Origin of the sequence: Rubritalea sp. (assembly GCF_051252225.1) — a bacterium.
Taxonomy (GTDB): domain Bacteria; phylum Verrucomicrobiota; class Verrucomicrobiia; order Verrucomicrobiales; family Akkermansiaceae; genus Rubritalea.
The window spans coordinates 299,528-326,466 of the sequence record NZ_JBPOGE010000002.1 but is presented as its reverse complement, the minus strand read 5'-3'; the positions used below and the strand labels follow the sequence as shown (position 1 = coordinate 326,466).

Genomic DNA, 26,939 nt, shown 5'->3' with positions numbered 1-26,939 from the left:
TCGGTAGGTTATAGCAAGATTCAGCGATTGCCAATGGAGAGTATAAAGGGTGGACAAGGCTTATATAAAAAAGAGAGCTGAATGCGTGATTCAGCTCTCGTGAGGTGCGGCAAGCGCAAGAGTGGTAAAAGGGGGCTTATGGGATAGGGAGGATCTCAACCTCGTAGCCATCTGGATCGGTGACAAAGGCCATTTGGCGCTTTGCTGGATCAGCAAACTTTTCGCGCCAATTGCCGGGCCAGATTTCGATGCCAGAGTTTTCTAGTTTATCGCAGTATGCGATGACGTCTTCGACTCCGACACAGGTGTGCATGAGGTCTTCAGGGAATTCGACTTTGAACTCAGGTGAATAACAAAGCTCGAGGAAGTGCTCTGCACCTGGGATTTCTAGAAAGGCGAGTTTGTTGCCCTGTGGCGAATCTTTACGGTCGCGGAGTTCGAAACCAAGTTTTTGGTAGAAGTCGATGGTGCTATCGAGGTCGCTAACGCGGATGCGAGTGTGAAGGAATTTCATGATAAATTTGGAATGAGTAATATAAGATTATTCTATTTCGTCTTCAGCTAGGAGGCGGAATGTCTCACGCTGCTTACGGATATAGATAGGATCGCCGTACTCGTCCGGCTCCCAGCCGTTGTTTAGTCCGAAGTCAATAATGGGTTCGACCCACTTAAGGTTGAATAGTTTGGGGACTTGAGCGACGAGAATTTGGCCGCCTTCGATTTCATTGAATGCTAATCGTACTTCAGTGCCCTTGGGGGTGGAGTATGCGCGCCAGCGGTACTGGACGTCGTCGAATGTGGTGACTTTGCTGCCTTTTCTTGGAATGTTCATAGAGTGTAGCGAGTGTGTCGCTCGGTTTTCGGTTTTAAGTTGTTACGCTGAGCTGCTTTGAGGCCGGTGCGAAATCCCCATAGAGTAAATGGAATGATCAACAGTAGAGCCAGAGCTATTACTCCCAAACCAATGGCAGCAATGCAGAGACCGATGTGAGATAATATAGGAGAAGTAAATTTATTCTGAGTGAGAAGACTAATGGGGATGCTGATCACGATGAAGAACATGCCACCCCAGATAGATCCTTTTAAGTATTTATAGGCAGAAACAAAGCCATCGCTTTTATTATCATGTGTAGATGCTTGAGTTTGCGGCGATTGGTATGGATTCTCCATCTAGCTTTAGATTGAGACAGCGGCTTTTATGTGCGGATCTGCTTGGTAGTCTTCGAGACGGAAATCGTCAAAGGTGAAGTCATCGATATTTGTGATCTCTGGGTTGATCCACATGGTCGGGAGTTTATGCGGAGTCCGTGTGAGCTGGAGTTTGGCTTGGTCGATGTGGTTCTTGTAGAGGTGGAGGTCGCCGAAGCTGTGGACGAAGTCGCGCGCTTCGTAGCCAAGAACTTGTGCAATCATCATCATGAAGAGAGCGTAGGAGGCAATGTTGAAGGGGACACCGAGGAATAGGTCAGCGCTGCGCTGGTAGAGCTGGCATGAGAGACCTGGCTTAGCGCCTTCAGTAGCTGGCTCGTGGACATAAAACTGAAAGAGGAGATGACAGGGGGGGAGCGCCATTTCATCGACCTTGCCGACATTCCAAGCGGAGACGAGGTGGCGGCGTGAGTGTGGATTATGCTCGAGGTCGTGGATGAGTTTGGCAATTTGGTCGATAGTTGAGCCATCTTCTTTAGCCCATGCGCGCCATTGTTGGCCATAGACTGGGCCGAGATCGCCATTTTCGTCAGCCCATTCGTCCCAGATGCGGACGCCATTTTCTTTAAGGTAGCTGATATTGGTGTCACCTTTGAGGAACCAGAGTAGTTCGTGGATAATGGAGCGAAGGTGCAACTTCTTGGTGGTGAGGCAGGGGAATCCTTGGCGGAGATCGAAGCGGGACTGGCGGCCGAAGACTGAAATGGTGCCGGTGCCTGTGCGATCGTGGCGCTCTTCACCATTGTCGAGGACATCTTGTAAGAGGTCGAGGTACTGTTGCATGGGGAAAAGTGTGGAGTGTGAAGTGTAAAGTGTGAAGTGTTTTCAGAGGGGAAAGCTTTAGTCGTAGTTGCCGGGCTTTCTGCGCATGTTCTTTTTCTGGGAGTTTTGCTTTTTCGCTTTGAGCATTCTGTTTTTAGAATTGCGTGAGCGGGGGCGGTCGGTGCGGCGCTTCTTTTCGCGAGTGTCACGTTTTTCGTCAGCGGCCTTTTGGTAGAGCATTTGTAGTTTCTTGAACAGCTCTTGGCGCGCAGTGAGGCGGTTTTGTTCGCGAGATCGGTCTGACTGGCATTTGATTTCGATGCCCGTGGGTGTGTGTTTGAGGTAGACGCAGGAGGCGGTTTTATTGATTTTTTGGCCACCTGATCCAGAGCCTTGAATAAACTTTTCTATCAAGGTGGATGGCGGGGCTCCGAGTCTGGTGAGCTGCTGTTCTATATCTGGAGGAATGGGCATTTACTTCGTTTGGCTGTAGCTTTTGTAGACTTAAAACAGGCTATTTGAAACGCAAAAGGGCTGGAGAGTTATTGCGCCGATTTCTTTTCAAACACGGCGTTGTTTGAACTATAAAACTAACGTTGACTCGGGAGTTTCCATGATTAGGCTGCGCACATGTTCGCAGGCACGCATACAGCTATTATTACACCTTTCCGTGATGGTCAGGTAGATGAGGAAGCATTCCGCCAATTGATTGAAAAGCAGATTGCTGGTGGTGTTCAGGGGATTGTTCCCGTGGGTACGACTGGTGAGTCACCAACTCTCGACGCTGATGAGCACCTTGAAGTGATTCGTATTGCGGTAGATGCTGTAGCTGGCCGGATCAAAGTGATTGCCGGAACTGGTGCGAACTCCACTTCTGAAGCGATTCATTTGACTGAAGAGGCAGAAACTATCGGTGTCGATGCCTCCTTACAGGTGACACCTTATTATAATAAACCATCTCAAGAGGGCTTGTTTCAGCATTTCCGTGCAATAGCTGAGAGCACGACTCTTCCTATTATGCTCTATTCTGTTCCTGGGCGTTCGGTGGTGGAAATAGCTCCTGAGACTGCAGCGCGTCTTGCCGCAGAATGCGATAATATCATTTCTATTAAGGAGGCTAGTGGTCGTGCTGAGCGTGTTGACCAGCTCAGGGAAGCGCTTCCTAATGGGTTTGAAATTCTTTCTGGTGATGACCCAATGACGATCGAGTTCATGAAGCGTGGTGCTTGTGGCGTGGTTTCTGTGGCATCAAATATTGTGCCAGAGAAGGTTTCTGAACTAGTGAACGCTATGCTTGCCAATGATGTAGCGAAGGCAGAGGCTATTCAGGCAGAATACTTTGACCTTTTGAGTACGCTGATGAGTGTGGATACGAATCCGATGCCAATCAAGGCCGCGGCGGCGTTGATGGGGATTTGCAGCGATGAAATCCGCTTGCCTATGCTTGCGCTTGAGGGCGAAAGCCTCGAACAAGTACGTGCGCTTCTCCATAAGTACTCACTCGTATAAGAATTTCTAACTAACTTCTAATTATGACTAATCTTCTAATTCTTGGTCGTTCAGGCCGTATGGGCCAAGCCCTCATTGAAGCAGCTGAAGCTGATACAAATGCAGCAGTGGCGAAGACGCACGATCACAATGAAAGTTTGGCGGATGCATTCATTGGAGTGAATGCCGCGATTGATTTCACCGTGCACAGTTTTACTGATAAGGTGCTCGCTGAAGCGCTTGATAAGAATGTGGCTTTAGTGATTGGCACTACTGGTCACAGTGACGAGGAAAAGGCGCGCATCATAGAAGCTTCTAAGAAGTTGCCTATTGTTTTCGCTGCGAATTACTCAGTGGGCGTGAACACCTTATTTTATCTAACGCAGAAGGCCGCTCAAATCTTAGGTAATGACACCTTCGATATCGAAGTGACCGAAATGCACCACAAGCATAAGATCGACTCCCCATCCGGGACTGCTCGTCGCTTGTTAGAAATTCTTAATGATGAGACAGATACATCGTATCAAGATGATGTGACTCACGGTCGCGAAGGCAACATCGGACCTCGTCCGTCGAAAGAAATTGGCATGCACACACTTCGTGGTGGTGATGTAGTTGGCGATCACACGGTGATGTTTGCTGCTGACGGTGAGCGCGTGGAGCTTACTCATAAGGCTTCTAGCCGCATGACATTCGCGAGTGGCGCTGTGCGTGCTGCGACTTGGATTCAAGACAAACCTGCTGGTCTTTACGATATGCAGGATGTGCTGGGTCTTAAGTAAATCTGAACTTTTAAAGTTGAGGCGATGGCTTTACGCGTTGGTTTAGCACTGGGTTCAAACCTAGGGAATCGCCTTAATAATATTAAAACGGCGCGGAACATGCTGCGTGGGATAGTGGATCCGGAGTCGCTTTATCTGCAGGCTCCGATCTACCAAAGTCAGCCAGTAGATTGTGCCAGCAACGACCCGGATTTTTATAATACAGTCATTGAGATCGATTACATCGGTGAGCCATACGATTTACTGCGGATGACGCAAGGTGTGGAATTTCATATGGGTCGAGAGGCGGTTCATGCTTACAATGCTCCCCGACTGATCGACGTTGATATACTCTATTTTGGGAGTGGCGTCATTAAGGAGGAGATTCTAACGATACCTCACCCACGTATGGTAGAGCGTCGTTTTGTTCTGCAACCGCTTAACGATATTCGCCCTAATCTGGTACTCCCAGGTGATGCTGCTACTATTTCCGAGCACTATAGTCATCTCGATTCCGATGAACCGCCGCTGACATTGGTGCAGTCCGTGTGGTAACCTATTTATAGACAATGAAACTAAGCCAAGAGAAAGCTGAGGCTCTGCGAGCTCGAAAAAACAGCAAGCGCATTTCCTGCCTTACAGCTTATGACTACCCAATAGCTCGTTTATTAGATGAGGCTGGGGTTGATGTATTACTTGTAGGAGATTCCTTGGGAATGGTAGTGCTTGGCTATCCTGATACGACGCATGTGACCATGGAGCATATGCTTCATCATGTGGCTGCAGTGGCGCGTGGCAATACGAATGCGCTAGTGGTGGGCGACCTACCGATTCATTCTTATGATACACCCGAGCAGGCGTTGGCTAATGCTAAATTGTTAGTCGCTGCAGGTGCGGATGCCGTGAAGTTGGAAGGGGGGCTGAGACAGGCCGATAAGGTAAAGCTTATCGTGGGTGCGGGTATTCCCGTGTTCGGCCATATGGGAATGTTGCCTCAGCGAGTGTTAGAGGAAGGTGGCTACAAGAAAAAGGGGAAGTCTGAAGAAGAGTTTGAAGCGATTCTAGCAGGCTGCCGAGCACTCGAGCACGCTGGAGTATTCGCGATTGTTTTAGAAAGTGTGGTAGCGGATACCGCTAAGAGGCTTACCGAAGCGCTCGGGGTGCCAACAATTGGGATTGGCTGCGGGAATCAGACTTGTGACGGGGAGGTGGCTGTGATCACTGATTTAGTCGGCGGTTATCCTTGGTTTGTTCCGCCCTTTGCTAAACCGCAAACTGATATTTCTGGAGATATAACGAAAGCTGTTCAGTGGTATAACGAGCAAGTGTAGGCTCGAATACTAATTCCGGTGGCGGTTTTATGACGCGCATGCCAGTACCATTTTTCTATACAGAACTCCGCAAATAGGTGTTCAAGTATGAGAATCTTAGATGTAGAACTGTCACTACAGCTGCTATCATGTTACATAAAAACGTCTATTCGCTTTAAGAATAGACGTTTAAGTATTGCAACCGTTACCGGTGAACCCTGAAAAGGGATTTATCTATTTATAGGACTAGCCTTGGACTTCATTGTAGGCCCAGTCAATCCACGGGATAAGAGCTTCAAGGTCTTCGCTGTTGACTGTGCCACCACACCAGATCCTGAGACCTGCAGGAGCATCGCGGTAGGCGCCAATGTCGTAGGCTGCGTCTTCGGCCTCGAGGAGCTTGACCATGGATTTCACTTGGGCAGCTTCGAGTTTCAGAGTGAGGCACACAGAAGTGGTGGATGCTGTAGCTGGATCGACAGCCAAGTTGCTGACCCAGTCACGCTCAGAGACAAATTTCTCGATTACAGCTGCATTGGCAGATGCTCGGCCAATCATTGCGTCGAGTCCACCGATAGATTCCACCCAGTTGAGGGCATCTACGTAATCTGCTACTGCGAGCATGGATGGTGTGTTGATCGTGGCACCTTTGAAGATGTCTGCGATGATTTCGTCACCTTTTGTAAGACGGAAAATTTTAGGGAGTGGGCGGTCAGGCTTGTAGGTCTGGAGACGCTCAACAGCGCGCGGGCTGAGGACGATCATTCCGTGCGCACCCTCACCACCGAGCACCTTTTGCCATGAGTATGTTGTGACATCAAGCTTCTCCCATGGGAGATCCATCGCAAATGCAGCAGAAGTAGCATCGCAAATAGTGAGGCCTTCGCGATCATCACTGATCCAGTCTGCATTTGGAACGCGCACACCTGATGTGGTTCCATTCCATGTGAATACGACATCGTTGGCTGGGTTGACTTGTGTAAGGTCTGGAAGGACGCCGTAGTCGGCAGTGATTTCGTTAACGTTATCGAGCTTAAGCTGCTTGGTCACATCTGTGAGCCAGCCTTTACCGAAAGATTCCCAATGGCACACATCCACTCCGCGCGCGCCGAGAGCGTGCCACAAAATCATTTCAACAGCGCCTGTGTCAGATGCTGGCACGATTCCAACTAGATAGTCCTCTGGAATACCGAGAATTGATTTGCTCTTGTCGATAGCCTCCTGGAGTACTTTTTTACCAATCGCAGAGCGATGTGAGCGTCCGAGACAGTCTTGATTGAGGTTCGCAATATTGTAGCCAGGTCGCTTAGCGCATGGACCTGAAGAGAAGAATGGACGGGCTGGTTTGATTGTTGGCTTTGACATGAGATATAGAGGTCAGAAATTTGTGTGCCACAGTGCTACATTCGGTGGCTGAATGAGTCAAGCGGGTGTTATTGACGCCGTTGATTATGTTTTCGAAGAGCTGGTCAAATCACGAGGATCATTTTTGATTCTAAAAATGGCTATGAGACCCTTAGCTTCCTTTTGTTTTCTTTTAGTGTCTTCATTTAGGTTGTCATGCGGATTGTTAGTCGTATTCTTTTTCTTAATGGCAGCAGCAGTTGAGATCGTTGATCTGGTAAAGACTTTTCCCTCGTCGTTTCGGCGCAGGACGTTTCGTGCGGTTGATGAGGTGAGTCTTCAGATTGAAGAAGGGCAGGTTTATGGGTTAATCGGGCCGAACGGTTCCGGGAAATCAACTACCATGAAGGCCTTGCTCGGGTTGCTGGCGCCTACAAGCGGTGTGTGCAAGGTGTTTGGATGCGATTCTATGAAGGTGGATGCGCGACAGTTCGTGGGGTTTCTCCCTGAGAATCCTTATTTTTATAAACACCAGACTGCGGAGGAGACGCTGAAGTTTTATGGAAAACTCTGCGGGATGCGGGGGAAGGAGCTGGGGAGTAGAATAGATGAATTGCTAGAGCTGGTTTCGCTTGAGAATGCGCGTAAGCGTCGTCTCGGGGGGTATTCTAAAGGCATGCTACAGCGCGTGGGTTTAGCTCAAGCACTCATTCAGAATCCGAAACTTGTTGTGTTAGATGAACCTACTGCAGGAGTAGATCCTGTAGGTTCTCGTCAGATTCGAGATCTGATTTTTCAGTTGAAGGACCAAGGGACTACGGTGTTTCTGTGTTCCCATTTGTTAGAGCAGGTGCAGGAGGTCTGTGATCGGGTTGGAATTATCTTTAATGGGAAAATGGTGCAGCAAGGAACGATAGAGGAACTAACCTCGGTGCAGAACCGGCGGGAGATGGTGATCGAAGGTGTGGATCAGACTGTGTTTGATGAGATCAAGGATTTAGTTTCGAGCAAAGGTGGTTCGGTAGTGAAGTCAGGAGCTCCGCATAAAAGTCTCGAGAATCTTTTTGTCGATATAGCAAAGCAAGTTGGAGAGGAGGCGCGTTAGATGAAGCATATTGGTTTTATGTCAGCTGCTAGAATTGGTGTGATTGCTGGTCATACATTCACTCAGCTTGTGAGGATGAAGGTTTTCTATTTTCTGGTGGTGTTTGTGCTAATCTTGTTAGGTTTGCAGTTCATCGACATGCGTGAGCTGGGAGCTGTCGATGCGGTGGATCAGAATTTGCGCGTGATCAAGGGGGCTGGTTTTTTTGCGATGAACATATTTTCAGTGATTCTGGCACTCTCCGCAACGGCGCTGCTGATTCCTAAGGATATGGAGGATCGGACCTTGTATACGATTTTGTGTAAGCCTGTTCCACGTCTGGATTATTTAGTAGGGAAGTGGCTGGGTGTGATGTCGTTGGTCGGTGTTGGGCTGCTGGTTATGAATGGTTTGTTCTCATTGATATTGATGAATGAAGTGAACGGGATTGTGGCAGAGGTAACTGCCGCGCTGCAGGAACGGGAGCTACCAGCTGAGGTGATAGAGGTGCAAGTGGCGGAAATTCGTGAACTGGGCGTAAGCTGGAGTTTTCAGGCTGGCATTTTAGCTGTCTTCTTAAAGGCAATGGTGGTGGCTGCTGTGGCGCTGCTAGTTTCAACATTTTCGACTTCCACTATTTTCACCATTATCATCACCGTTGTGGTGGTTTTAGTGGGGCTGATTCAAGCTGAGGCGCGTGATTATTTCTTTCAGCAGCAGGAGTTGGGTAGAAGTTCTTTCATGTTAGAAATCTCAAGATGGATTGCCCTTCTGTTTCCCGACTTTAAATTGTTAGGTATTGAAGAAGGGGTGATTAATGGGCAGAAACTCACCGCAGGGATTGTTGGGCGAGTGACTCTGGTTGGAGTGTTGTACTCAGCGGTCTACATCGTATTATCTTGGTTCGTTTTTCGCCGAAAGGAGCTCTAGTGAATAGGTCTTGGTTCAACTACATCGTTGTATTCGTGGTACTCACCCTTGTGGGGGTGGTGCGTTTGCCGTTTGAGCAGGAACTGAGTAATGAGCTGGAAGAGCGTCACATTTTAGCGCCAGCTTTCGATATGCAGGCGCGTGCTGGTCTTAGTCAAAAAGGGTTTATAGCCTCATTTGGAAGTCTCCGTCCGACTTTGGCCGCTTTGTACGCTATTTCTACTTCAGGGCAGCATGCTAGAAGCGATTGGGAAGGGCTGGGGGATTCATTTGAAACTATTGTGCTACTAGATCCCTATAATTCCTATTACTGGGATGTGGGGGGCTGGCACATGGCATATAATGCAGCGAGCGCGACCCGCGATGATAAGTCACTCGCGCCATTACGCCGCAGGAAGCTTTCCGCCGAATATGTTGAGAAGGGGGAGCAGTTTTTTGAGCGAGGGATTCTAGCGAATCCACAGAGTTATGATTTGAGGATGGCGAAGGCTAGGTTGTGGTCGAGACCTACGAGTGATCCAGATTATACCAAAGTAGCTGAAAGCTTGGAGCAGGCGCTGGCTGAATTAGAAATGCCGGAACGCCAGCGGGAGAGCGTGCGAAGGAATTTATTTTACGCGCTTTTACGGGTGCCTGAGCGAGTGAATGAGGCATACTCACTGGGGCGAGAGCTCTATTTGAATCCTCAGAATAGAGTTCCATCTCTAGTGAATGGTCTGTGTGCTCTACAGATGCACCCAAGGGTGGATGTTTCAGATCCATTGAGTCTCACGGAGCTCTACATAAATCGTGAGAACGCCTTCCGGTTGCTCAAGAATTACTATGAGGTCGAGGATGAGTATAAACCTATGTACGGAGTGGCGGAGTTACTATCGAATATTCAGCCCTCTAAAACGTCTCAATAGACTATAGCGCTGCTCGAGATGACTTTTTTCTCTCACATACTCAGAGAATTGCATTTTTTTCTTTCCCTTAACATCGTCTATGTGCATTCCTACCTTATCCAGTATTCCCCACTGGCTAAACCACCAATTCCTATATGAAAATAGCTTTATTCGGAGATATTCACGCAAACTGGGAGGCCCTTGAAACGGTTCTCGCCGATGCAGATGCACAAGGCTGTGAGAGTTATGTGTGTCTTGGAGACGTTGTCGGATACAATGCTGATCCAGTGAAATGCCTCGAAAAAATCCAGGAATTAGGATGTCCAGTAGTAAAGGGGAACCACGATGAAGATGCAGGTGGTGAGCATTCTCTAGAGATGATGAACCCAACTGCTGCTGAAGCCCTTCAGTGGACGCGTGATCAGCTAAGTGCTGAGCAGCGTGAATGGCTTGCTCGCATGCGTATGGTGCGTCAGGTGGAAGATTTTACTATTGTTCATTCGACTCTCGACCAGCCGAATGTGTGGAACTACGTGACAAACAAGTTCGACGCTATGTCTAACTTTTCTTACCAGTTCACCCAGCTTTGTTTTCATGGCCACACACACGTTCCTCGCGTATTTGTTCGCGGTACCCGTGTACAGGAAGTGGATCCAGATACCGTGGCGATTGAGCCAGGTATGAAGTATTTCATCAACGCTGGTTCTGTCGGTCAGCCACGTGATGGTGAGTGGAAAGCATCTTACTGTATCTACGATACGGACAGTAAGATCGTTACCTTCCGTCGCCTTGAGTATGACATTGAGACTACTCAGAAGAAGATCATCGAAGCGGGTCTTCCAAAGATCCTAGCAGATCGTCTTTCAACAGGACGTTAAGCGCCTAAGCTCTACAAATTTTCTAAAAAGCCGAACCTGTGGGGTTCGGCTTTTTTTTAAATAGGATCGGGGGCTTACTCGCTACCCGATTCGAGCTCAGCGAGACGAGTGCACATGTGTTCGGAGACTTTGTTGGCAAATTCTCGGACGGAAATAACACGTTTGGCTTCGTGAGTGACGCAGGTGATTTTTACTCCATCAAGTCCGCAGGGGGTGATGGAGAGGAAGCCTCGGAGGCTTTCCTTGGTGATGTTTATGGCGAACCCGTGCATGCCGACCCATTTTCTAACACCGACACCGATCGAGGCGAGTTTGCGGTTTTCAACCCAAACACCCGTGAGGCCTTCGCGACGGTGCGCATTGATTTCGAAGTCTTGGCAAGTATCGATGAGGGCTTGTTCGATGGCGCGGATGTATGTGTGGAGGTCTTTTCCGAGGGGGCGGAGATCGACAATGGGGTAGCCGACGAGCTGACCTGGACCGTGGTAGGTAGCTTGTCCGCCGCGGTTAATTTCGATGACTGGGTGTGGCAGTAGCTCAGGCTTGCGCAGCGAGGATTGGTCGCGTGTGCGGCCAATGGTATAGACGGGCGAGTGCTCAAGTTGGAAAAAGGTATTTGGAGAGGTTCCCTCGAGAACTTCGAGAAGTTTGGTCTCTTGAGTTTCAAGAGCCTCAGTGTAGGCGATGTCGGAACCTAACCATTGATCGACGAGCTGCATGGAGGGAGTGATAGGGGAAAAGTGCTCAGTGTGAAGTGAAAAGGGATCAGGAGTCGTGATCGACGAGGTAGTGTTTTCCATCCACTAGGATATTCGGTGGCCGTTTGTGGGTTTCAAAATATTGGTAGCCTGGTTGAAGTTCCTGCCAGAAGCTGAACCACTGGTTTTCTCTTTGCTGATCGAGGTTCTCTTCAGTTAGCGGGAAGGGGAAACTGTGGACGCGGAAGAATGGTTGGCCGTTTTTGAGCGCGGAGTCACTGAGGGTGTAAATTTCTTCGATCTTTTCATCAGTCATTGCGTAGCAGCCAATGGAGACGCGACTGCCGTGCACCATGATGGCAGAGCCGGTGCGCTGGTGCGCTTGGTCGAAGCTGTTTGGGTAGCCAATGTTAAAGGCTAGATGGTAACGGCTACGTGGGTTCATGAGTCGCTCGCTGACTGCGTAGAAGCCCTCTGGTGCCTGACGGTCGCCTTCTGCGAGCTTGGGGCCGAGGTTGCCAGACATGGCGGCGATGGGGTAGGTCTTGAAGTGGATGAATTTTTTCGTCTCGGTGTTTTCGACCCAGATTTCGAGTTTTCGATTTTGTTTGAAAATACGAATGAAAATGGGGTTGCCGAGCTGTAGGTCTTTTTCTGCGAGCTCATTGGTGAGCTTAGCCTGCACGCGCTTGGCTGCATCTGCTGCGCGTTTCTTGCCGTCAGCATATTCTTCTGAGCTTAGATTGCTAAGCGGACTTTGTTGGGCGCTGATGAACTTGATCGCTAAGAGGTAGCAAATAGCGCAAACGGTGGCGATGCCAGAGATGCGAAGGATGGAGGCTTTTGTGAGCATAGTTTGGTGTACTCTATGAGCTACGCTATTTTATCAATTTTGCCAAGCAGGGCTTGGCGTAGATGGCTCGCTATGCGAGTGTTCGGCCATGAATCAGGCGATTGGTATTATAGGTGGTAGTGGGCTCTACGCGATGGAGGGATTTACTCAGACTGAAGAGCGTGTAGTGGAAACTCCCTTTGGTGCACCGTCTGATGCTCTCATCGGTGGTGAAATAGCAGGTAAGCAGGTTTGGTTCCTTCCGCGTCATGGCCGTGGGCATCGGCTCTTGCCGCATGAAATTAATCACCGGGCAAATTTCTGGGCATTGAAAAGCCTTGGTGTGAGGTTTGTGCTGTGTGTGGCTGCAGTCGGGAGTTTGAAGGAGGCTTATGCTCCACGTCATGTGGTTCTTCCTGATCAGTATTTTGATAGAACAAGCCGAAGAGCTGAGCATACATTTTTCGGTGAAGGCATCGCCGCGCACATTGGCTTTGCAGAGCCAGTGAGTGCTGAACTGAGGAAGATTTTATTCGAGGCAAGTCAGGCTGAAGGAGCAATAGTTCACGATGGTGGCACCTATGTGAATATGGATGGCCCGGCTTTCTCTACGAAGGCGGAGAGCATGGCGAATAGGCAACTCGGTTTTGATGTGATAGGTATGACAAATGTGGCAGAGGCGAAGCTTGCGCGTGAGGCCGAAATGGCTCTGGCGACGATGGCGATGGTGACTGACTACGATTGTTGGCACGAAGAGGAAGAGGCTGTGAACGTCCAGACGGTAATCGGGCATTTGACGGCGAATGCAGAACTAGCTCAACGCGTACTTAAGCGTGCAGTTTCTGCCATTCCTCTAGATGCTGAGTGGGTAGATCACAGCGCGCTAGAGAATGCTATCATTACGCCGAAAGAGTACTGGCCAGAGAGTACGGTGGCTAACCTAGGCCCGGTGATTTCTAGATTCGTCTAGCAGCTGGCTAAACTTCCCCCTTGCTATCAGCAGTTTAATTCGCTGAGCTGGCGTTCTTCATTTATTTATGGCTACGGAAGAAATATCGATCGAAGAGGGACAGTTCCATTGCGTACGCTGTAGTTCTGTGTTCTCAGCGCCTCTTGAGTTAGGGCGACCTAGTCTATGTTCAATCTGCGGGAATTCACCGCAGAGGGATTCTAGGTATACTTCTGTAGCTTCCATCACCACGGCAGTGGATAAGGATGGAAATCACGGAGTTGCTGGGAAGGATGTCGCGGATTTCGTGTCGATGAAAATGGTGCGCCGCAAGAAGCAAGTGCGCTTGGCGGTAGTTTCATGGTTTCTTTTGTTAGCTACCGTCGCAGGGGTCTCGATCTACCTGCAAAATACAAGCAGCGAGCCAATTATAGCGGTGGTTGATCAGTCGGAGGATATTAATGAACTACGAGCGAAGACCACCGAAGCGTATGGGCAAAGTATCAAAAACTATACCGCATTTATCGGTACCGCAGATCTAAATCAGCGGTCTGAATATGTCGTCAATGGCGTTGGGAAGTTGCTGAAAATGCAAAACTATTACGAGACGACTATCAACCCCGAGCTGGTCGGAGGAATGGTGAACTTAGGCTTAGCGTACAATGACGACGGGGAATATCCGCGATTAGAGATACTGGCTATGGATTCACAAAAACGTCTTTATGAATTGGTTTTTTGGAATCAGGGGGATGGATGGAAGCTCGATTGGGAGCAGTACGTTCGCTATCAGGTGGCTAACTGGACAGAGTTTTTGCTAGCTCCACAGATCGGAGTAAGTGAGAGATTTAAGCTCTATGTGCGTCGCCGCTACAGTTCTCAGCGTGATGGAGATCTGAATCTTATTTTCTACCAGCCAAATATTCTGGCAGGTGTGCGCAACCAAGAATCCCCACAAGTGAATGTGGGACCTGAGCACCCAGCATATCAGCCACTTAAAGAAGCATTTGAGATGATGGACGCTGGCATGGCTGAAGGTGAGAAAAAAGTGGTAGGGAAGAAAGATAGTAACGGTCTGATCCGTGTGACGGCTTCTCTTTCCTATGCGCTTGAGGGGGACGGAGAAAAACCGAAGCTCGAGCTAGACGAGATCAAAGCATTCCACTGGATGGAGTACGATCCCGTGAAGGATTGATTACTTGCCGAGGCCTTTACGCATGGCTTCGACGCTAGGGCGCTGGCCAAGCCAGAATTCAAAAGAAATGGCGCCTTGGTGGAGAAGCATGGAGAGGCCGTTAGAGGTCTTTGCACCAATCTTGTTCGCGTCAGCGAGAAGCGGGGTGACTGCTGGATTGTAGATCGCATCGTAGATCATCAGGGAGCCATTCAGCGCTTCAGCTGGGATCGGTAATGAATCCTCCTCTTTTAGGCCAAGCGAGGTGGAGTTTATGATGAGATCTACTCTACTGGCGGCGATGGTGAGAGCTTCACTATCGTTGGAAAGTGTGTAGACGAGTTTAGCGCCGTAGTCATCAGTGAGTGACTTGGCGATGGGTTCGAGTTTTTCTACTGTGCGGTTCGAAAGGTAAATACGAGGTGAGCCCTCGCGCGCGCACTGGGTGGCGATGGCGCGTCCAGCTCCACCGCCAGCACCGAGGATGAGGATGCGGAGCTCGGTGAGGGATTTGCCAAAATCTTCAAGAATTGCTTGAGCTAGACCAGGTCCGTCTGTGTTGTGGCCGCTACGTTTTCCATCTTTGAAGTGAATGGTGTTGGTGGCTCCAAGCGCTTTGGCATCGTCAGTGACTTCGTCACAGAGCGCCATGGCTTCGAGCTTGTGAGGGACGGTGACATTGCAACCAACGAAGCCGAGGCGTTCCATTTCAGTAAAACACTCATCGACCTTCCCTGGCTCGACTTCGACTCGGATGTATTGCAGATCGATCCCCGCTTCATCGAGCGCTGCTTGATGCATTTGTGGGGATGCCGAGTGCTTGATCGGGTAGCCAATGACGGCGAGTTTTGCCTTTGGCATTTCAGTGGCAAAGGCTGGATCGCGGAGGTCGGAAAGGGTGTAGACGTGTTTCATCTGGAGAGCTGTTAAGTTGCTGTGTATTGACCACAAATTTCTCTAATTAGACAGATTATTTTATTCGATTAGGAACTATATGAAGGTCTGGTGACTTGAAAACTTGTGGATGGATAAACGGGCGTGAGTAATAAAGTTTTCTACTCACAGATTTGGACTTGCAAGTTGGTGTGAAAACCTCTTGTGTCGTGCATGGCAGAGATTTCTCTCGGACTTTCTTTTGATGACGTTCTTCTCGTACCGCAGCATAGTGCTGTGATTCCTAACGAGACGAACATTTCCTCGTGGCTGACCAAAGACATTGGTCTCAACGTTCCTGTAGTTTCCGCAGCGATGGACTCAGTTTCTGAAGCTGAGCTCGCAATAGCTCTCGCACGCGAGGGCGGTATTGGCGTGATTCACCGAAATAATACAATCGCTGAGCAGGCCGCTATGGTTGCTAAAGTGAAACGCTCGGAGAATGCTGTGATCCAAGATCCAGTGACTGTGAGTAAAGATATGACGCTCTCTGATGTGCGTGATATTATTTCGAAGGAGGGTTTTTCAGGTTTCCCTGTAGTTGACGCAGACAACATGCTCGAAGGCATGGTGACTGGCCGTGACATCGGTTATGTTGAGAATAAAAACCGTAGCGTGGCAGCCGTGATGACTCCGATCGAGCGCCTCGTTGTAGCTCCGGCGGACACATGTATCGAGGAAGCGCGACGCATTCTATACGAGAATCGTATCGAGAAGCTTCCACTCATCGATGGCTTCGGCAAGTTGGCTGGTCTGATCACTGGTGCTGATATTGAGAAGCGTATGACATTCACTCATTCTGCGAAGGATGATAATGGTCAGCTTCGTTGTGGTGCAGCAGTAGGGCCTGGTCCAGATCATATGAAGCGCGCTGAAGCTTTAGTGGCTGCAGGGGTTGATGCTCTGTTCATCGATGCTGCAACCGGTCACACGCAAGTGGTGATTGATGTGGTTAAAAATTTAAAAACACTAGGTGTTCCAGTTGTCGCAGGTAATGTTGTGACTGCAGAAGGCGCTAAAGATCTCTGTGATGCAGGCGTTTCAGCTGTCAAAGTAGGTGTGGGTCCTGGGTCTATCTGTACCACACGTGTGGTAGCAGGTGTGGGGATGCCACAGTTTACAGCGATTCAAAATGTCGCTTCTGTCTGCCGCGAGCGCGGTGTGGCGGTGATTGCTGATGGCGGTATCCGCTACTCTGGTGACATTGTGAAGGCGATGGCAGCAGGGGCTGACCTTGTGATGCTTGGCTCGCTTCTCGCAGGAACTCGTGAGTCTCCTGGTCAGACAGTGCATTTCCAAGGGCGTCGCTTTAAGACGTACCGCGGTATGGGCTCGCTTGGTGCGATGCGCAAAGGTTCTAAGGATCGCTACAGCCAGAATGCTTCCGGTAAGATGGTGGCAGAAGGTGTGGAAGGTCGCGTGCCGTATAAAGGCCCAGTGGCCGATGTGGTATTTCAGCTTATGGGTGGTCTTCGTTCTGGTCTTGGATACGTGGGTGCACAAGATCTTACGAAACTTCGTGAACGCGCACACTTTACTCAGATCACTGCGGGTGGCCTCCGTGAGTCTCATGCTCATGACATCACGATCACTGAGGAACCAACAAACTATCAACCGCTCAGCTAACGCCTCTGGCCTTGTTTTAAGTGTTAAGTTTTATGTGTTATGCTTCCCGAGAGTGTCGCTTTTAGCTGCATAACACTGAAAATCTAACACTGCGCAGCTTGCCTAAAATTTTCCTAAGAGCTAAGCGCTCTATTTTCAGAACAAACTCATTTATCCAATGGAAGAAATCAATCACGTAGCCGTTCTCGATTTCGGCTCACAATACACTCAGCTGATTGTTCGCCGCGTACGCGAACTTGGCTATTTTGCGAAACTTTATTTACCGGAACACCTCGATGAAATTGGTAAGCCAGGAGCAATCATTCTCTCTGGTGGACCTAAGAGTACGAGCGATGCTGACGCGCCAGATATCGACTTTGAAATGCTCAAGGGTTACGATGTTCCAGTGCTGGGTGTGTGCTATGGTATGCAGATTCTGAACATCAAGTTCGGTGGCTGTGTTAAGAAATCAGAACATCGTGAGTATGGTCAAGCAGGGCTCTATCCTATAGAGTCTACTGGGCTTTATGAGGGAATCTCTCAGGAGTCGCAGGTGTGGATGAGTCACTCAGATACGGTGAACTCACTTGGTGAGAACTGTAAAGTGATTGCGAAAAACCAGCATGGGACTCCTGTTTCACTTCAATGGGGTGAGACATTTTTCGGAATTCAATTCCACCCAGAGGTGACGCATTCCCACGAGGGAACGCAGATTCTTAAGAACTTCCTCGAGCACGCAGGTGAGCTAGCTCCATTCCATATTGAAGATTTCAAACAGGAGCTTATCGATGAGATCCGTGAAAAAGTGGGTGATAAGCAGGTTGTTTGCGGAGTTTCCGGTGGTGTGGATTCAACAGTGCTTGCTGTGCTACTCCACGAAGCTGGCGTGAAAGTGAAGGCTATCTACGTGGATCAAGGTCTGATGCGTAAGAATGAGACAGCGGAAGTAGAGAGAAACTTTGAACGTATGGGTGTTCCTATCCAAGTCGTGGATGCATCTGAGAGATTTCTCACAGCCCTGGCTGGTGAGGGGGATCCTGAGAAGAAGCGTAAAATTATCGGCAACATGTTTATCGATGTGTTCTGGGATGCTGTGGGCAACGCTGAAATGCTAGCTCAAGGCACGCTCTATCCTGATGTGATAGAGTCCGCTTCTAACGAAAACTCAAAAGCATCGACAATCAAGACGCATCACAACCGTGTGGAGCGTATTCTTGAGATGCAGAAAGAAGGAAAGGTGCTCGAGCCACTTGCTGAGCTTTTCAAAGACGAAGTTCGTGAGCTAGGTGCAAACATGGGTATCCAGCAGGATATTCTTGACCGTCACCCGTTCCCGGGTCCTGGCCTAGCTGTACGTTGCCCTGGTGTCGTGACTAAGGAGCGTCTAGATATCATCCGTGATTGCGACGATATCTTTATCTCTGAGCTCAAAGCGAGTGGTTGGTACCAGAAGACTTGGCAGGCATACGCAGGGCTTATTCCGGTTAAGACTGTCGGCGTTAAAGGTGACGAGCGTTCTTACGAATATGCGACAAACCTCCGTGCTGTGATTTCTGAAGATGCAATGACTGCAGACTGGGTAGATCTTCCAGCTTCATTACTTCGGAAGGTGTCGAGCCGTATCCTCAATGAGGTGTCAGGAATCAACCGAGTTCTCTATGATATTTCATCGAAGCCACCAGCATCGATTGAGTGGGAGTAAGGCATGGCAATGCCATTTTAGATCATAGAATAAAACATTTAGTAAAAGCAGTCGGGGGAACTCGGCTGCTTTTTTAGGTTTTAATTCAAGATGTATACATGTGTATTAGTCTATGTATACATATTCATGGCCAATGCTTCGATACAAAAAATAATGACGGAAAACCGAGTGTTACTGACACGTTTGGTGGCTCAAGAACTCACAAATCAAAAAATTGCAGATGCAATGAGTGAGGAAATTGGCGATGTGATTTCAGCTCCTCAAGTGGCGCGGTTCAAGCGTGAGTTTGGGTTAGTGAAGTCGAGTGAGAAACCTCCGGAGTTGATCATTGAGAAAATTCCTAGGAGCAATGCAGCCCTAGAGCGTATGCTGAAACTACTTTTTTCTAAGCAAATTGAAGAGCTTGAGAAGAATTCTACATCGCTACAGATTAGCCCTTATTTATTCAAGGTGGATGGTGAGTCCATGGACTTAGAGAGTTTTAATGCTCTCTATCTTGAAAAAGTACAGGAGCTCGAGCGTCTAAGTGAGAAGCAGCAAGCTATCGCAAAGTTAAAGGCCCTAGGAGTGGATGAGAAGGAGTTGCTAGAGCTGATGAAAAAGAGTGAGTGAGATTATAACGGCTGTTCGTTGGTTTGCTCCGTGTGAGTAGCGTCGGGTGGTAACAGTAGCACTTTTTACGAGTAGGGCCATAAGCTAGGGAGGTTGATGATCGCCTTGGAGGACCAGAAGGGTTAGCCCGCAGAATCGAGCTGATAAATGAAGGGACTTCTCCGGGGGAAGGCCGGCGCATCGACCTCACTAGATTGTAGGCTAGTTTTTGTTTAACCAAATTTCATCTCCTTAGGACAGTAGAGCCACGCTATCCGTTTTTTATCCATCTAGCTTCCAAGAAAAAAGCCCGCGACCAATGATAGGTGCGGGCTTTTTTAGGTTGTGACTGTTTATCTGGATTAACCAGTGGTGCGGAGACCACTAGAAATAGCATTGATGGAGAGAAGAATTTTCGGGAAGAGAGTTTCAGCTTCTTCTTCTTTTCCTTCGGCTTTGAGAGTGCGCCAGTCGCTAATGAGCTTGACCTGTTGTTTATGAAGCACTCTGAGTGGTTCTTCACGAATTTCGAGGGTCTTGTTCATCCGTGGGCGGCGCTCTTCGAAGGAACCGTTAAAGATATCGTTGAGCATCTCGCGAGTGAGCTCGTATTCACCGACGATGATGCCGAGGAACTTCTCGCGGAGAGCTTCGTCAGTGCAGAGCGCTCCGTAGCTTTCCATTAGCTCGCGGTTAGCGCTAGCAAGGTTCGTTTCTACGTTTGTTAGGACGTAAGTGAGAAAGACGGAGTTCGGTAAATTGGTTTTCAATTCAGCAAAATCTTCAGGGCTTTCGTCCTTCAGTCTTTTCAAGGCGGTACCTGTACCAAACCAGCCTGGAAGGTAGAAGCGAGCCTGAGTCCATGAGAATACCCAAGGGATGGCGCGTAGGTCGTCGAGTGAGAAGCTCGTCTTGCCTGTGCGGCGTGATGGACGTGAACCGATGCGTGAGTTCTCGAGAGCATCGATAATTGTCGCTTCACGATAGAATGGAATGAATCCGTCTGTACGAAGTAGTTCCTTGTAAGCGCCTTCGGAACCTTCTGCGAGACGAGAGACGAACTGGATACACGGGTCTTCCGTTTTCTTGCCAAATTTATGCACAGCTGCTGTGGAAGCTGCTGTAGCTAGGAGAATCTCGGCATTGTAGGTCGCATTCGAAAGGTTCGCATATTTCTGAGCGATGGTTTCACCCTGCTCGGTCATGCGGAAATGGCCAGACATGGAGCCGTGCGGGAGAGCCGCCATAAACCACTGAGTTGGGCCAGCGCCGCGTGAGATGGTGCCGCCACGTCCGTGGAAGTAGCCGAGCTTGATGCCCCGCTCCGCAGCGATCTCGACCATCGCATTTTCAGCGCGGTGGAGAGCCCAAGCGGCTGTGAGTATGCCACAGTCCTTGTTCGAGTCTGAGTAGCCGAGCATGACTTGCTGGAATGGCTGCTTGCCCTGAAAGCGGAGCGTGTAGCTGCGCTTGGTGACTGGATGATCAAGGAAGCCAGAAAGGAGTCCTTCAGAAGCGTCGAGATCTTCCTTAGTTTCATAGAGTGGGACTACTTCGATAGGTGATGCGAGCCCGTCTTCAGTGTTAATGAGTAGGCCAGCTTCACGCATGAGGATGTAGACAACTAACAGATCGGAGACGGAGCGTGTCATGGATACGATGAAGGCACCGATTCCATTATGGCCATAGTCGTGGAGCTGTTTAGCGATGACACGGTAGCTATTGAGTACTGAGTCAGCTTCAGGTCCAGCACTGCAGCGGTTGTGAATAAATGGACGCGTGTGCTCGAGCTCGTTAGAGAGGAAAGCACAACGTTTTTCTTCAGTCCAATCAGCAAAGTTTTCACCATCTTCGATTTTTGCTCTTGTGAGTAGTTGGCTGACAGCTTTGTCGTGATACTCGGAGTTCTGACGGATGTCGATGGTCGCGAGATGGAAGCCAAATGTTTTCACCTTGTGGCGAAGAGGAGTCACGTATTGTTCTACGAGATGGGAACAGCCAGTGGAAGCGAGTGTGCTTTCAAGAAGAGCGAGATCTGCTTCGAGCTGTTCAGGGCCGTGATAGCCGCCGTATCCTGATGCTGTCTCGTAGAGTTTTCCTCGCATGAGGTAAACGAGCTGGCGCCATGGTTCATCGCGGTTTTGTTCCGTTACGCGGTTTGCCCATACTGGATCCTTGAGATCGAGACGGAGGAGTTCAATACGTTTAGTGAGTTCTGCCGGAACTTCTTGGAACTGGCTGGAAATGGTTAGGTGGAACGCGAGATCCTTAAGTTCCTTACGAAGAAGTACGAAGGAGTGTGCTCGTAGATCACCTAGAGTGCGCTCTGTGACATCTGGAGTCACGAGTGGGTGACCGTCGCGGTCGCCACCGATCCATGTGCCGAATGTGAGGCGTGGAAGAGCGTTGAGGTCTTGTAGTTTATCTTCTGAGAAGCCTGCATCTTTCCATGCTTCACGGAGGTGTTCATCTAGGCGAGTGAGAACCGCTGGGTACATTTCACGTAGATAGTAGAGAGCATTGCGCAACTCCATGTTGAGATCAGGGCGAGTCATGTGGATCTCACCAGTGCGCCAAAGTGATTCGAGAGCAGCGGTAAGCTTGTTCTGGAGACGGCTTTTTTCGCGGTCTGTGAACTTAGGGTACTCGCTAGTGACAAGGTTTTGGTAGATCTCGCGATGGCGCTCACGGACTGTAGCGCGTTTTGCTTCTGTAGGGTGCGCCGTGAGAACTGGTTCTACGTGCACGTCCTTGAAGACTTCGAGGATCTGGTCTTCGTTCATGCCTAGTTCTTTCATTTCCGCTAGGGAGCGAGACCAAAGGCCTCTGATAGACTCTGCACCAAGAGATTTTTCTCGCTCGCGGCGGATAGCCGCAGAGACTCGCTCTTCAACCATATTAAGGAGCTGGAAGCCGATAGAGTAAAGTTGTTGAATTCCTTCTGGAGGGTCAGACTTCGGTATTTCACCACGCCAAGGAAGGAACGGTAGAAGGTCATTTTCGCCCAAGGATGTTAGAGCTTCTGAGAGACTATCGACTAGGAGAGTAAGTGTGTCGTCGATGAGTTCAAAGCCTTCGCTGCGTAGATTTTCGCGTATCTGGTTCTTGTCAGTCACGGGCTGAGTATGGACAAGTCGAGGTCACGCGCAAGTACGTTTCGTGCTAACAAAAAATTAGAAATCCGGTATGAAAGCAGCTTGCGGGGAGTATGAATTTAACAATTCAAAGTTAGCCGAGAATAGGGAGGAAAGAGAGCGGGAATAGAGCTCTGATCTGGCTATTAATTTTCACAGATTTCTAATAGCCAAAAAGATAGATCGGTGGAGGATGAACGTAGTTTTGTTCTCCTAGGGAATGTGGTTCCAGGTGCTTAGTAGCTGGGCCAAGGTAATCGGCTAGATGGCATTGGAATTTGCCTAGGAATTAATCATTCCAGCTGAGAGCTCCTTTTTTAAGAGCGTAGATGTAAGCAATCGCGAGAACGCCGACGAAGCCGAGCATGCTATATAGGGCTGCTGAGCTTTGGGCGATGAGTTCGGAGAATTGAACTGCCCAAGGGTACATGAATACAACCTCGATATCAAAGAGGACAAAGAGCATCGCAACCATGTAGAATTTTACGCTGAAACGTGGGCTGCTGGTGCTGATGGGAAGCATGCCGCACTCGTAAACTGTGTCCTTGTCTCCGCCAGAACGGCCTTTCTTACCTAGTAATACGCTGAGCCCCAAGGCGATAGCTGCAAAGCCAATGGCGGTTATGGCTTGGAGGATGATTGGGTAATAGCTTTCGAGCATAAAATACGAGTTGGGATTTACGTATTAAGTTTTATGGTGCCAGTGAGTTACTCGGCAAGCACCTTTTTTAAATAAGAAAAAACCCATGCTGAATTCACAGCATGGGTAAGTGTTAAATGATTTCTGTTGTTGCAGAGTTGCTTATTCCGCTTCGAATGAGCTGTGTGCTTCAGGAAGTCGAGCGAGGCCTTTGTATTCTTTGCCTTGCTTTTCTACCATACCACGAGTGACGAGGTTCTGAAGTTTCTCATAAGCACGCAAGCGAAGCATTTCTTCTCCACCGCTAACTGCATTGCGCTCTTTGAGACGGTCAAAAACATTCTCGAAAAGGTCATTGAAACCAAAGAAGCGTTCATCAGCTCCGAGTACATGAACGATCTCATCAGTCACGTGATCTGGGACGCGACGAGAGAAGCGAGTTCTTTTAGTAGTTGCCATAACGTGTGGGAGTATAGCTTGTTTTAGCTATAATAGCGAACGTAAAATGTAAGTATTAATAAATTTCTTGGGATGATGCCAAGCGAAAAGCGCTATAATTTTCGAATAAATGACATTAATTCTATGTGTGAGCTTATATTTTAGTGAAAAGGGGGAGTTAGTAGTAGGCGCATTTTTTTTGAAGGAAGTTATCAATGTTTCTTAACTATTTCATCTGTAAAGTGGATATCACTGGAAATCTTGTGTTCTGAGAGCTATAGCTCTGGACATGATAGCGAGACTGAGAGGAACTGTGTTAGAGGCGCTGCCTAACCGTTTAGTAGTGGATGTGAACGGTGTGGGCTATTTGGTACACGTACCTCTTTCGACCTATGACAAGTTGAATCCGGTGGAGGGAGATGGTATAGATTTGCGCACGCATCTGCATATACGCGAGACGGCTCACACTCTTTACGGATTTTCTAGTGACTCGGAGCGAGATATGTTTTTGCTTTTGATTGACCGAGTGAGTGGGATCGGCCCTACGATTGCGATGGCTGTTCTGAGCGGTATGCCGGTCGAGAATTTTAAGTCAGCTGTGGTGGAAAATGATGTGGCGACATTGTCTAAAATCAAAGGGCTGGGGAAAAAGACAGCGGAACGCATTGTCCTCGAGCTGAAAGACAAAGTGGGTGTGGCTGATGGGTGGAAGACTGCGAGTGAAGCTATTGTCCCGAGTGCAGCGAATGACGCTGAGCTAGCGCTCATTGGTCTCGGGTATAAGCAGACTGAAGCAGGAAAAGCTGTCAAAGCGGTGTTTGCCACAGATCCAAGTGTGAGTGCTGAGGATTTACTCCGCGGAGCGCTTAGATTGCTAAATTCTTGATCTGATCGAGGAGCGAAGGTGATATAGGTACACAGAAAAGCCGCAGCTTGTTAGGCTGCGGCTTAGTGAGTGTTCTGTTGTCGTATGAGCTAGTTAGTTCGCCACGATGTTGACGAGGCGACCTGGGACAACGATGACCTTGCGGATGGTGTTGCCGTCGATAAAGGATTGTACCTTTTCGTCAGCGAGGGCGATGGCTTCGACTTCTTCTTTTGAAGCGTCTTTAGCAACCACGAGTTTCGCGCGAACCTTACCGTTTACCTGAACGACGATTTGGACTTCACTTTCGATGAGGTATTCCTCGACATAAGTCGGCCAAGTTTGTTCGGAGAGTAATGCGTTACTGCCGAGCTGCTGGTTAATTTCTTCAGTGATGTGCGGAGCAAATGGGTTGAGCACTTTGAGGAAATCTGAGAGCAAGCTCAATGGGATCTTCTCAGCCTTGGTGAAGGCATTGGTGCAGATCATCATTTGTGAGATCGCTGTGTTGAAGCACATGGATTCGATGTCTTCACCAACTTTCTTAATGGTTTCATGGACTACTTTAAGTAGAGCTTTGTCGGTAGCTTCTTCGTTGACCACTTTATCAGATAGTTCCCAGTCGCCTGCTTGGTTCTGGGTGAAGACTGCGCGCCAGACTTTTGCGAGGAAGCGGGAAACGCCTTCAACACCTTTCATCTGCCATGGCTTCACCTGAGTGAGTGGGCCCATGAACATTTCGTAGAGGCGGAGTGAGTCAGCGCCGTAGAGTTCCACGACTTCGTCTGGATTGACGACATTGCCGATGGACTTGGACATTTTCTGTCCATCTTCACCGAGGATGAGGCCTTGGTTTACGAGTTTCTTGAATGGTTCCTTAGTGGAAAGGTGGCCGAGGTCGTAGAGAACCTTGTGCCAGAAGCGAGCGTAGAGTAGGTGGAGTACTGCGTGCTCGGTACCGCCGACGTATAGATCTACAGCTGCGTCTTCACCGCCCCAGTACGCTTCAGCTTCTTTCGAAATGAAACGCTCGGAGTTGTTAGGGTCGCAGTAGCGGAGGTAGTACCAGCAAGAGCCCGCCCACTGAGGCATGGTGTTGGTTTCGCGCTCGGCGGTCTCGGAGTATTGAATCCAGTCAGTGGCTTTGACCAATGGGCCGCGCGGGTCACCGGTCGGCTTGAAATCTTCCATTTCTGGCTGAAGTAGTGGAAGCTCGCTCTCGTCGAGAACTCTGTGCTGACCATCTTCCCAAAGTACAGGGAAAGGCTCACCCCAGTAACGCTGACGGGAGAAGAGCCAGTCGCGAAGCTTGAAGTTAGTCTTGAAGGTGCCTTTGTCGTTGTCGAGAAGCCACTTGATGATGGCTTTCTTGGCATCTTTGGTTTTCATGCCGTCGAGGAAACCTGAGTTGATTGATTTACCGTTTCCAGTGTAACCCTGCCATTCAGTTTTCGCGTCGTTTGGAGCAACTACTTGGATGACTGGGAGCTCAAATTTATTAGCAAATTCGAAATCTCTCTCGTCATGTGCAGGTACAGCCATGATCGCTCCAGTGCCGTAGCTCATCATCACGTAGTCCGCGATCCAGACGGGGATCTTCTCGCCGTTGACTGGATTGGTCGCGTAGGCGCCAGTGAAGATGCCGGACTTGTTTTTGTTAAGGTCACCGCGCTCTAGGTCAGATTTATTTGCGCAGGATGTGATGTAGGTTTCGACGGCTTCTTTTTGCTCGGCAGATGTGATGCTGGAGACTAGTGCGTGCTCAGGCGCGAGCACCATGTAGGTGGCACCAAAGAGAGTGTCTGGGCGAGTGGTGAAAACGACGACTTCATTACCGTCGATGTCGAATTTGACTTCGGCTCCGGTGGACTTGCCAATCCAGTTGGTTTGGAGAGCCTTGATAGAATCTGGCCAATCGAGCGGCTCAAGTTCGTCGATGAGACGCTGTGAGTATTTCGTGATGCGGAGCATCCACTGCTTAAGATTTCGGCGCTCTACTGTGTGGCCTTTTGACTTCCACTCGTCGACTTCTTCGTTAGCGAGCACAGTGCCGAGGTCTGGAGACCAGTTGACTGGAGCTTCCGAGATGAAGGCTAGACGTTGATCGTCGATTTTTTCACGTGAGAGACCCTTTGCTTCGAGCTCGGAGATGGGCTTTGCTTTCTTTTCTTCTTCGCAGAAGTAGGAATTATAAAGCTGGATGAAGAGCCACTGGGTCCACTTGACGTAGCTTGGATCTGTGGTGTTGATTTCACGATCCCAGTCGTAGCCAAAGCCGAGGGACTTGAGCTGCTTACGGAAATTGTTGACGTTTTGCTCGGTGGTGATGCGCGGGTGCTGACCTGTCTTAATTGCATACTGTTCAGCTGGGAGGCCAAATGCATCCCAACCCATTGGGTGGAGCACGTTGTGACCATTCATACGCTTGTAACGGCCGATGATGTCGGTGGCTGTGTAGCCCTCTGGGTGACCAACGTGAAGGCCAGCTCCAGATGGGTAAGGGAACATGTCGAGTACGAAGTATTTTGGCTTGGTAGCATCGAAATCTGCATCACCTGGATTAGGAGTGCGGAAAGTTTTGTTCTCGTCCCAAATGGACTGCCATTTAGGTTCGAAGACGTCGAATGGGAATGGTTTCATCTTTTATTTAGTAGAAAGTAGCGAAAATTTAGGGGTGCCACGGTAGGGCGCAACATTCCTATGGATTTGATGTAGAGCTGTGTAGCGGATG

The 26,939-nt window shown here is 49.2% G+C and carries 27 protein-coding genes; 14 read left to right on the top strand and 13 right to left on the bottom strand.

The features are described from left to right. Positions 1–136 precede the first annotated feature (136 nt). Genes ACSHX2_RS03915 through ACSHX2_RS03895 form a run of 5 tightly spaced genes read right to left on the bottom strand, consistent with a single transcriptional unit; the run spans position 137 to position 2,445 of the window. Positions 137–514: a VOC family protein gene (locus ACSHX2_RS03915; protein WP_435690769.1), complete on the bottom strand. Its 378-nt coding sequence runs from the start codon at positions 512–514 to the stop codon at positions 137–139. 27 nt (positions 515–541) lie between these two features. Continuing rightward, positions 542–832 (bottom strand): hypothetical protein, encoded by a 291-nt coding sequence (locus tag ACSHX2_RS03910; protein ID WP_435690767.1) that lies wholly within the window; start codon positions 830–832, stop codon positions 542–544. Then, positions 829–1,170: a hypothetical protein gene (locus ACSHX2_RS03905; protein ID WP_435690765.1), complete on the bottom strand. Its 342-nt coding sequence runs from the start codon at positions 1,168–1,170 to the stop codon at positions 829–831. Before ACSHX2_RS03905 ends, ACSHX2_RS03910 begins: the two co-directional genes overlap by 4 nt. Before the next feature lie 6 nt (positions 1,171–1,176). Beyond that, entirely contained in the window at positions 1,177–1,992 is an 816-nt protein-coding gene (locus tag ACSHX2_RS03900) for a thymidylate synthase (RefSeq protein WP_435690763.1), read from the bottom strand. A 57-nt stretch (positions 1,993–2,049) separates the two neighbouring features. Continuing rightward, entirely contained in the window at positions 2,050–2,445 is a 396-nt protein-coding gene (locus ACSHX2_RS03895) for a peptide chain release factor family protein (protein ID WP_435690761.1), read from the bottom strand. Between the two features lie 156 nt (positions 2,446–2,601). Between ACSHX2_RS03895 and dapA the strand changes: the two genes are divergently transcribed. The 4 genes from dapA to panB are packed head-to-tail and all read left to right on the top strand — an operon-like array spanning position 2,602 to position 5,551. Then, positions 2,602–3,480 carry a 4-hydroxy-tetrahydrodipicolinate synthase gene (dapA, locus tag ACSHX2_RS03890; RefSeq protein WP_435690760.1) on the top strand — a complete coding sequence of 293 codons (879 nt, stop codon included), beginning with the start codon at positions 2,602–2,604 and terminating at the stop codon, positions 3,478–3,480. A 23-nt stretch (positions 3,481–3,503) separates the two neighbouring features. Beyond that, positions 3,504–4,241: a 4-hydroxy-tetrahydrodipicolinate reductase gene (gene dapB, locus ACSHX2_RS03885; RefSeq protein WP_435690758.1), complete on the top strand. Its 738-nt coding sequence runs from the start codon at positions 3,504–3,506 to the stop codon at positions 4,239–4,241. Between the two features lie 24 nt (positions 4,242–4,265). Next, a complete protein-coding gene (gene folK, locus ACSHX2_RS03880; RefSeq protein ID WP_435690756.1) occupies positions 4,266–4,775 on the top strand; it encodes a 2-amino-4-hydroxy-6-hydroxymethyldihydropteridine diphosphokinase in 510 nt (169 codons plus the stop codon). A gap of 14 nt (positions 4,776–4,789) precedes the next feature. Next, on the top strand, positions 4,790–5,551 hold the full coding sequence (gene panB / locus ACSHX2_RS03875; protein WP_435690754.1) for a 3-methyl-2-oxobutanoate hydroxymethyltransferase: 762 nt from the start codon (positions 4,790–4,792) through the stop codon (positions 5,549–5,551). Between the two features lie 225 nt (positions 5,552–5,776). Here panB and ACSHX2_RS03870 read toward each other — a convergent pair whose 3' ends face one another. Beyond that, positions 5,777–6,895 (bottom strand): phosphoserine transaminase, encoded by a 1,119-nt coding sequence (locus tag ACSHX2_RS03870; RefSeq protein WP_435690752.1) that lies wholly within the window; start codon positions 6,893–6,895, stop codon positions 5,777–5,779. 226 nt (positions 6,896–7,121) lie between these two features. Between ACSHX2_RS03870 and ACSHX2_RS03865 the strand changes: the two genes are divergently transcribed. The 4 genes from ACSHX2_RS03865 (at position 7,122) to ACSHX2_RS03850 (ending at position 10,650) form a co-directional block, all read left to right on the top strand. Continuing rightward, a complete protein-coding gene (locus ACSHX2_RS03865; RefSeq protein WP_435690750.1) occupies positions 7,122–7,979 on the top strand; it encodes an ABC transporter ATP-binding protein in 858 nt (285 codons plus the stop codon). Next, entirely contained in the window at positions 7,980–8,888 is a 909-nt protein-coding gene (locus ACSHX2_RS03860; RefSeq protein ID WP_435690748.1) for an ABC transporter permease, read from the top strand. Further along, entirely contained in the window at positions 8,888–9,793 is a 906-nt protein-coding gene (locus ACSHX2_RS03855) for a hypothetical protein (protein ID WP_435690746.1), read from the top strand. The genes ACSHX2_RS03860 and ACSHX2_RS03855 overlap by 1 nt, the downstream gene beginning before the upstream one ends. A gap of 134 nt (positions 9,794–9,927) precedes the next feature. Further along, complete coding sequence (locus ACSHX2_RS03850; protein ID WP_435690744.1) at positions 9,928–10,650, top strand: metallophosphoesterase family protein; 723 nt, start codon at positions 9,928–9,930, stop codon at positions 10,648–10,650. Between the two features lie 74 nt (positions 10,651–10,724). Here ACSHX2_RS03850 and lipB read toward each other — a convergent pair whose 3' ends face one another. Continuing rightward, complete coding sequence (gene lipB, locus ACSHX2_RS03845; protein ID WP_435690742.1) at positions 10,725–11,450, bottom strand: lipoyl(octanoyl) transferase LipB; 726 nt, start codon at positions 11,448–11,450, stop codon at positions 10,725–10,727. After that, positions 11,416–12,201, bottom strand: coding sequence for a L,D-transpeptidase family protein (locus tag ACSHX2_RS03840; protein WP_435690740.1), 786 nt, complete (start codon positions 12,199–12,201; stop codon positions 11,416–11,418). Before ACSHX2_RS03840 ends, lipB begins: the two co-directional genes overlap by 35 nt. An 88-nt stretch (positions 12,202–12,289) precedes the next feature. On the opposite strand from ACSHX2_RS03840, the gene mtnP reads away from it, so the two are divergent. Then, the gene (mtnP, locus tag ACSHX2_RS03835; RefSeq protein ID WP_435690739.1) at positions 12,290–13,150 is read left to right on the top strand and encodes an S-methyl-5'-thioadenosine phosphorylase; all 861 of its coding nucleotides are present in this window, start codon (positions 12,290–12,292) and stop codon (positions 13,148–13,150) included. Positions 13,151–13,217: 67 nt separating this feature from the next. Then, a complete protein-coding gene (locus tag ACSHX2_RS03830) occupies positions 13,218–14,321 on the top strand; it encodes a hypothetical protein (protein ID WP_435690737.1) in 1,104 nt (367 codons plus the stop codon). On the opposite strand, the gene aroE is transcribed toward ACSHX2_RS03830, so the two are convergent. Continuing rightward, positions 14,322–15,215: a shikimate dehydrogenase gene (gene aroE / locus ACSHX2_RS03825; RefSeq protein WP_435690735.1), complete on the bottom strand. Its 894-nt coding sequence runs from the start codon at positions 15,213–15,215 to the stop codon at positions 14,322–14,324. It lies immediately after the preceding gene. A 192-nt stretch (positions 15,216–15,407) separates the two neighbouring features. Here aroE and guaB point away from each other — a divergent pair, with 192 nt between their 5' ends. From guaB to ACSHX2_RS03810, 3 genes are all read left to right on the top strand, one after another. Then, complete coding sequence (gene guaB, locus ACSHX2_RS03820) at positions 15,408–16,859, top strand: IMP dehydrogenase (protein WP_435690733.1); 1,452 nt, start codon at positions 15,408–15,410, stop codon at positions 16,857–16,859. Positions 16,860–17,025: 166 nt separating this feature from the next. Continuing rightward, a complete protein-coding gene (guaA, locus tag ACSHX2_RS03815) occupies positions 17,026–18,540 on the top strand; it encodes a glutamine-hydrolyzing GMP synthase (RefSeq protein WP_435690846.1) in 1,515 nt (504 codons plus the stop codon). Positions 18,541–18,693: 153 nt separating this feature from the next. Then, on the top strand, positions 18,694–19,152 hold the full coding sequence (locus ACSHX2_RS03810; RefSeq protein ID WP_435690731.1) for a hypothetical protein: 459 nt from the start codon (positions 18,694–18,696) through the stop codon (positions 19,150–19,152). Between the two features lie 341 nt (positions 19,153–19,493). Here the strand turns inward: ACSHX2_RS03810 and ACSHX2_RS03805 are convergent, their stop codons facing one another. The 3 genes from ACSHX2_RS03805 to ACSHX2_RS03795 form a co-directional block, all read right to left on the bottom strand. Beyond that, the gene (locus ACSHX2_RS03805) at positions 19,494–22,247 is read right to left on the bottom strand and encodes a phosphoenolpyruvate carboxylase (RefSeq protein WP_435690729.1); all 2,754 of its coding nucleotides are present in this window, start codon (positions 22,245–22,247) and stop codon (positions 19,494–19,496) included. A 307-nt stretch (positions 22,248–22,554) separates the two neighbouring features. Then, entirely contained in the window at positions 22,555–22,926 is a 372-nt protein-coding gene (locus tag ACSHX2_RS03800) for an NADH-quinone oxidoreductase subunit A (protein ID WP_435690728.1), read from the bottom strand. Positions 22,927–23,067: 141 nt separating this feature from the next. After that, complete coding sequence (locus ACSHX2_RS03795; RefSeq protein ID WP_435690726.1) at positions 23,068–23,364, bottom strand: hypothetical protein; 297 nt, start codon at positions 23,362–23,364, stop codon at positions 23,068–23,070. A 268-nt stretch (positions 23,365–23,632) separates the two neighbouring features. Here ACSHX2_RS03795 and ruvA point away from each other — a divergent pair, with 268 nt between their 5' ends. Next, positions 23,633–24,229: a Holliday junction branch migration protein RuvA gene (gene ruvA / locus ACSHX2_RS03790; protein WP_435690724.1), complete on the top strand. Its 597-nt coding sequence runs from the start codon at positions 23,633–23,635 to the stop codon at positions 24,227–24,229. 93 nt (positions 24,230–24,322) lie between these two features. On the opposite strand, the gene leuS is transcribed toward ruvA, so the two are convergent. Further along, positions 24,323–26,848, bottom strand: a complete 2,526-nt coding sequence (leuS, locus tag ACSHX2_RS03785) for a leucine--tRNA ligase (RefSeq protein ID WP_435690722.1) — start codon at positions 26,846–26,848, stop codon at positions 24,323–24,325. Between the last annotated feature and the right edge of the window lie 91 nt (positions 26,849–26,939).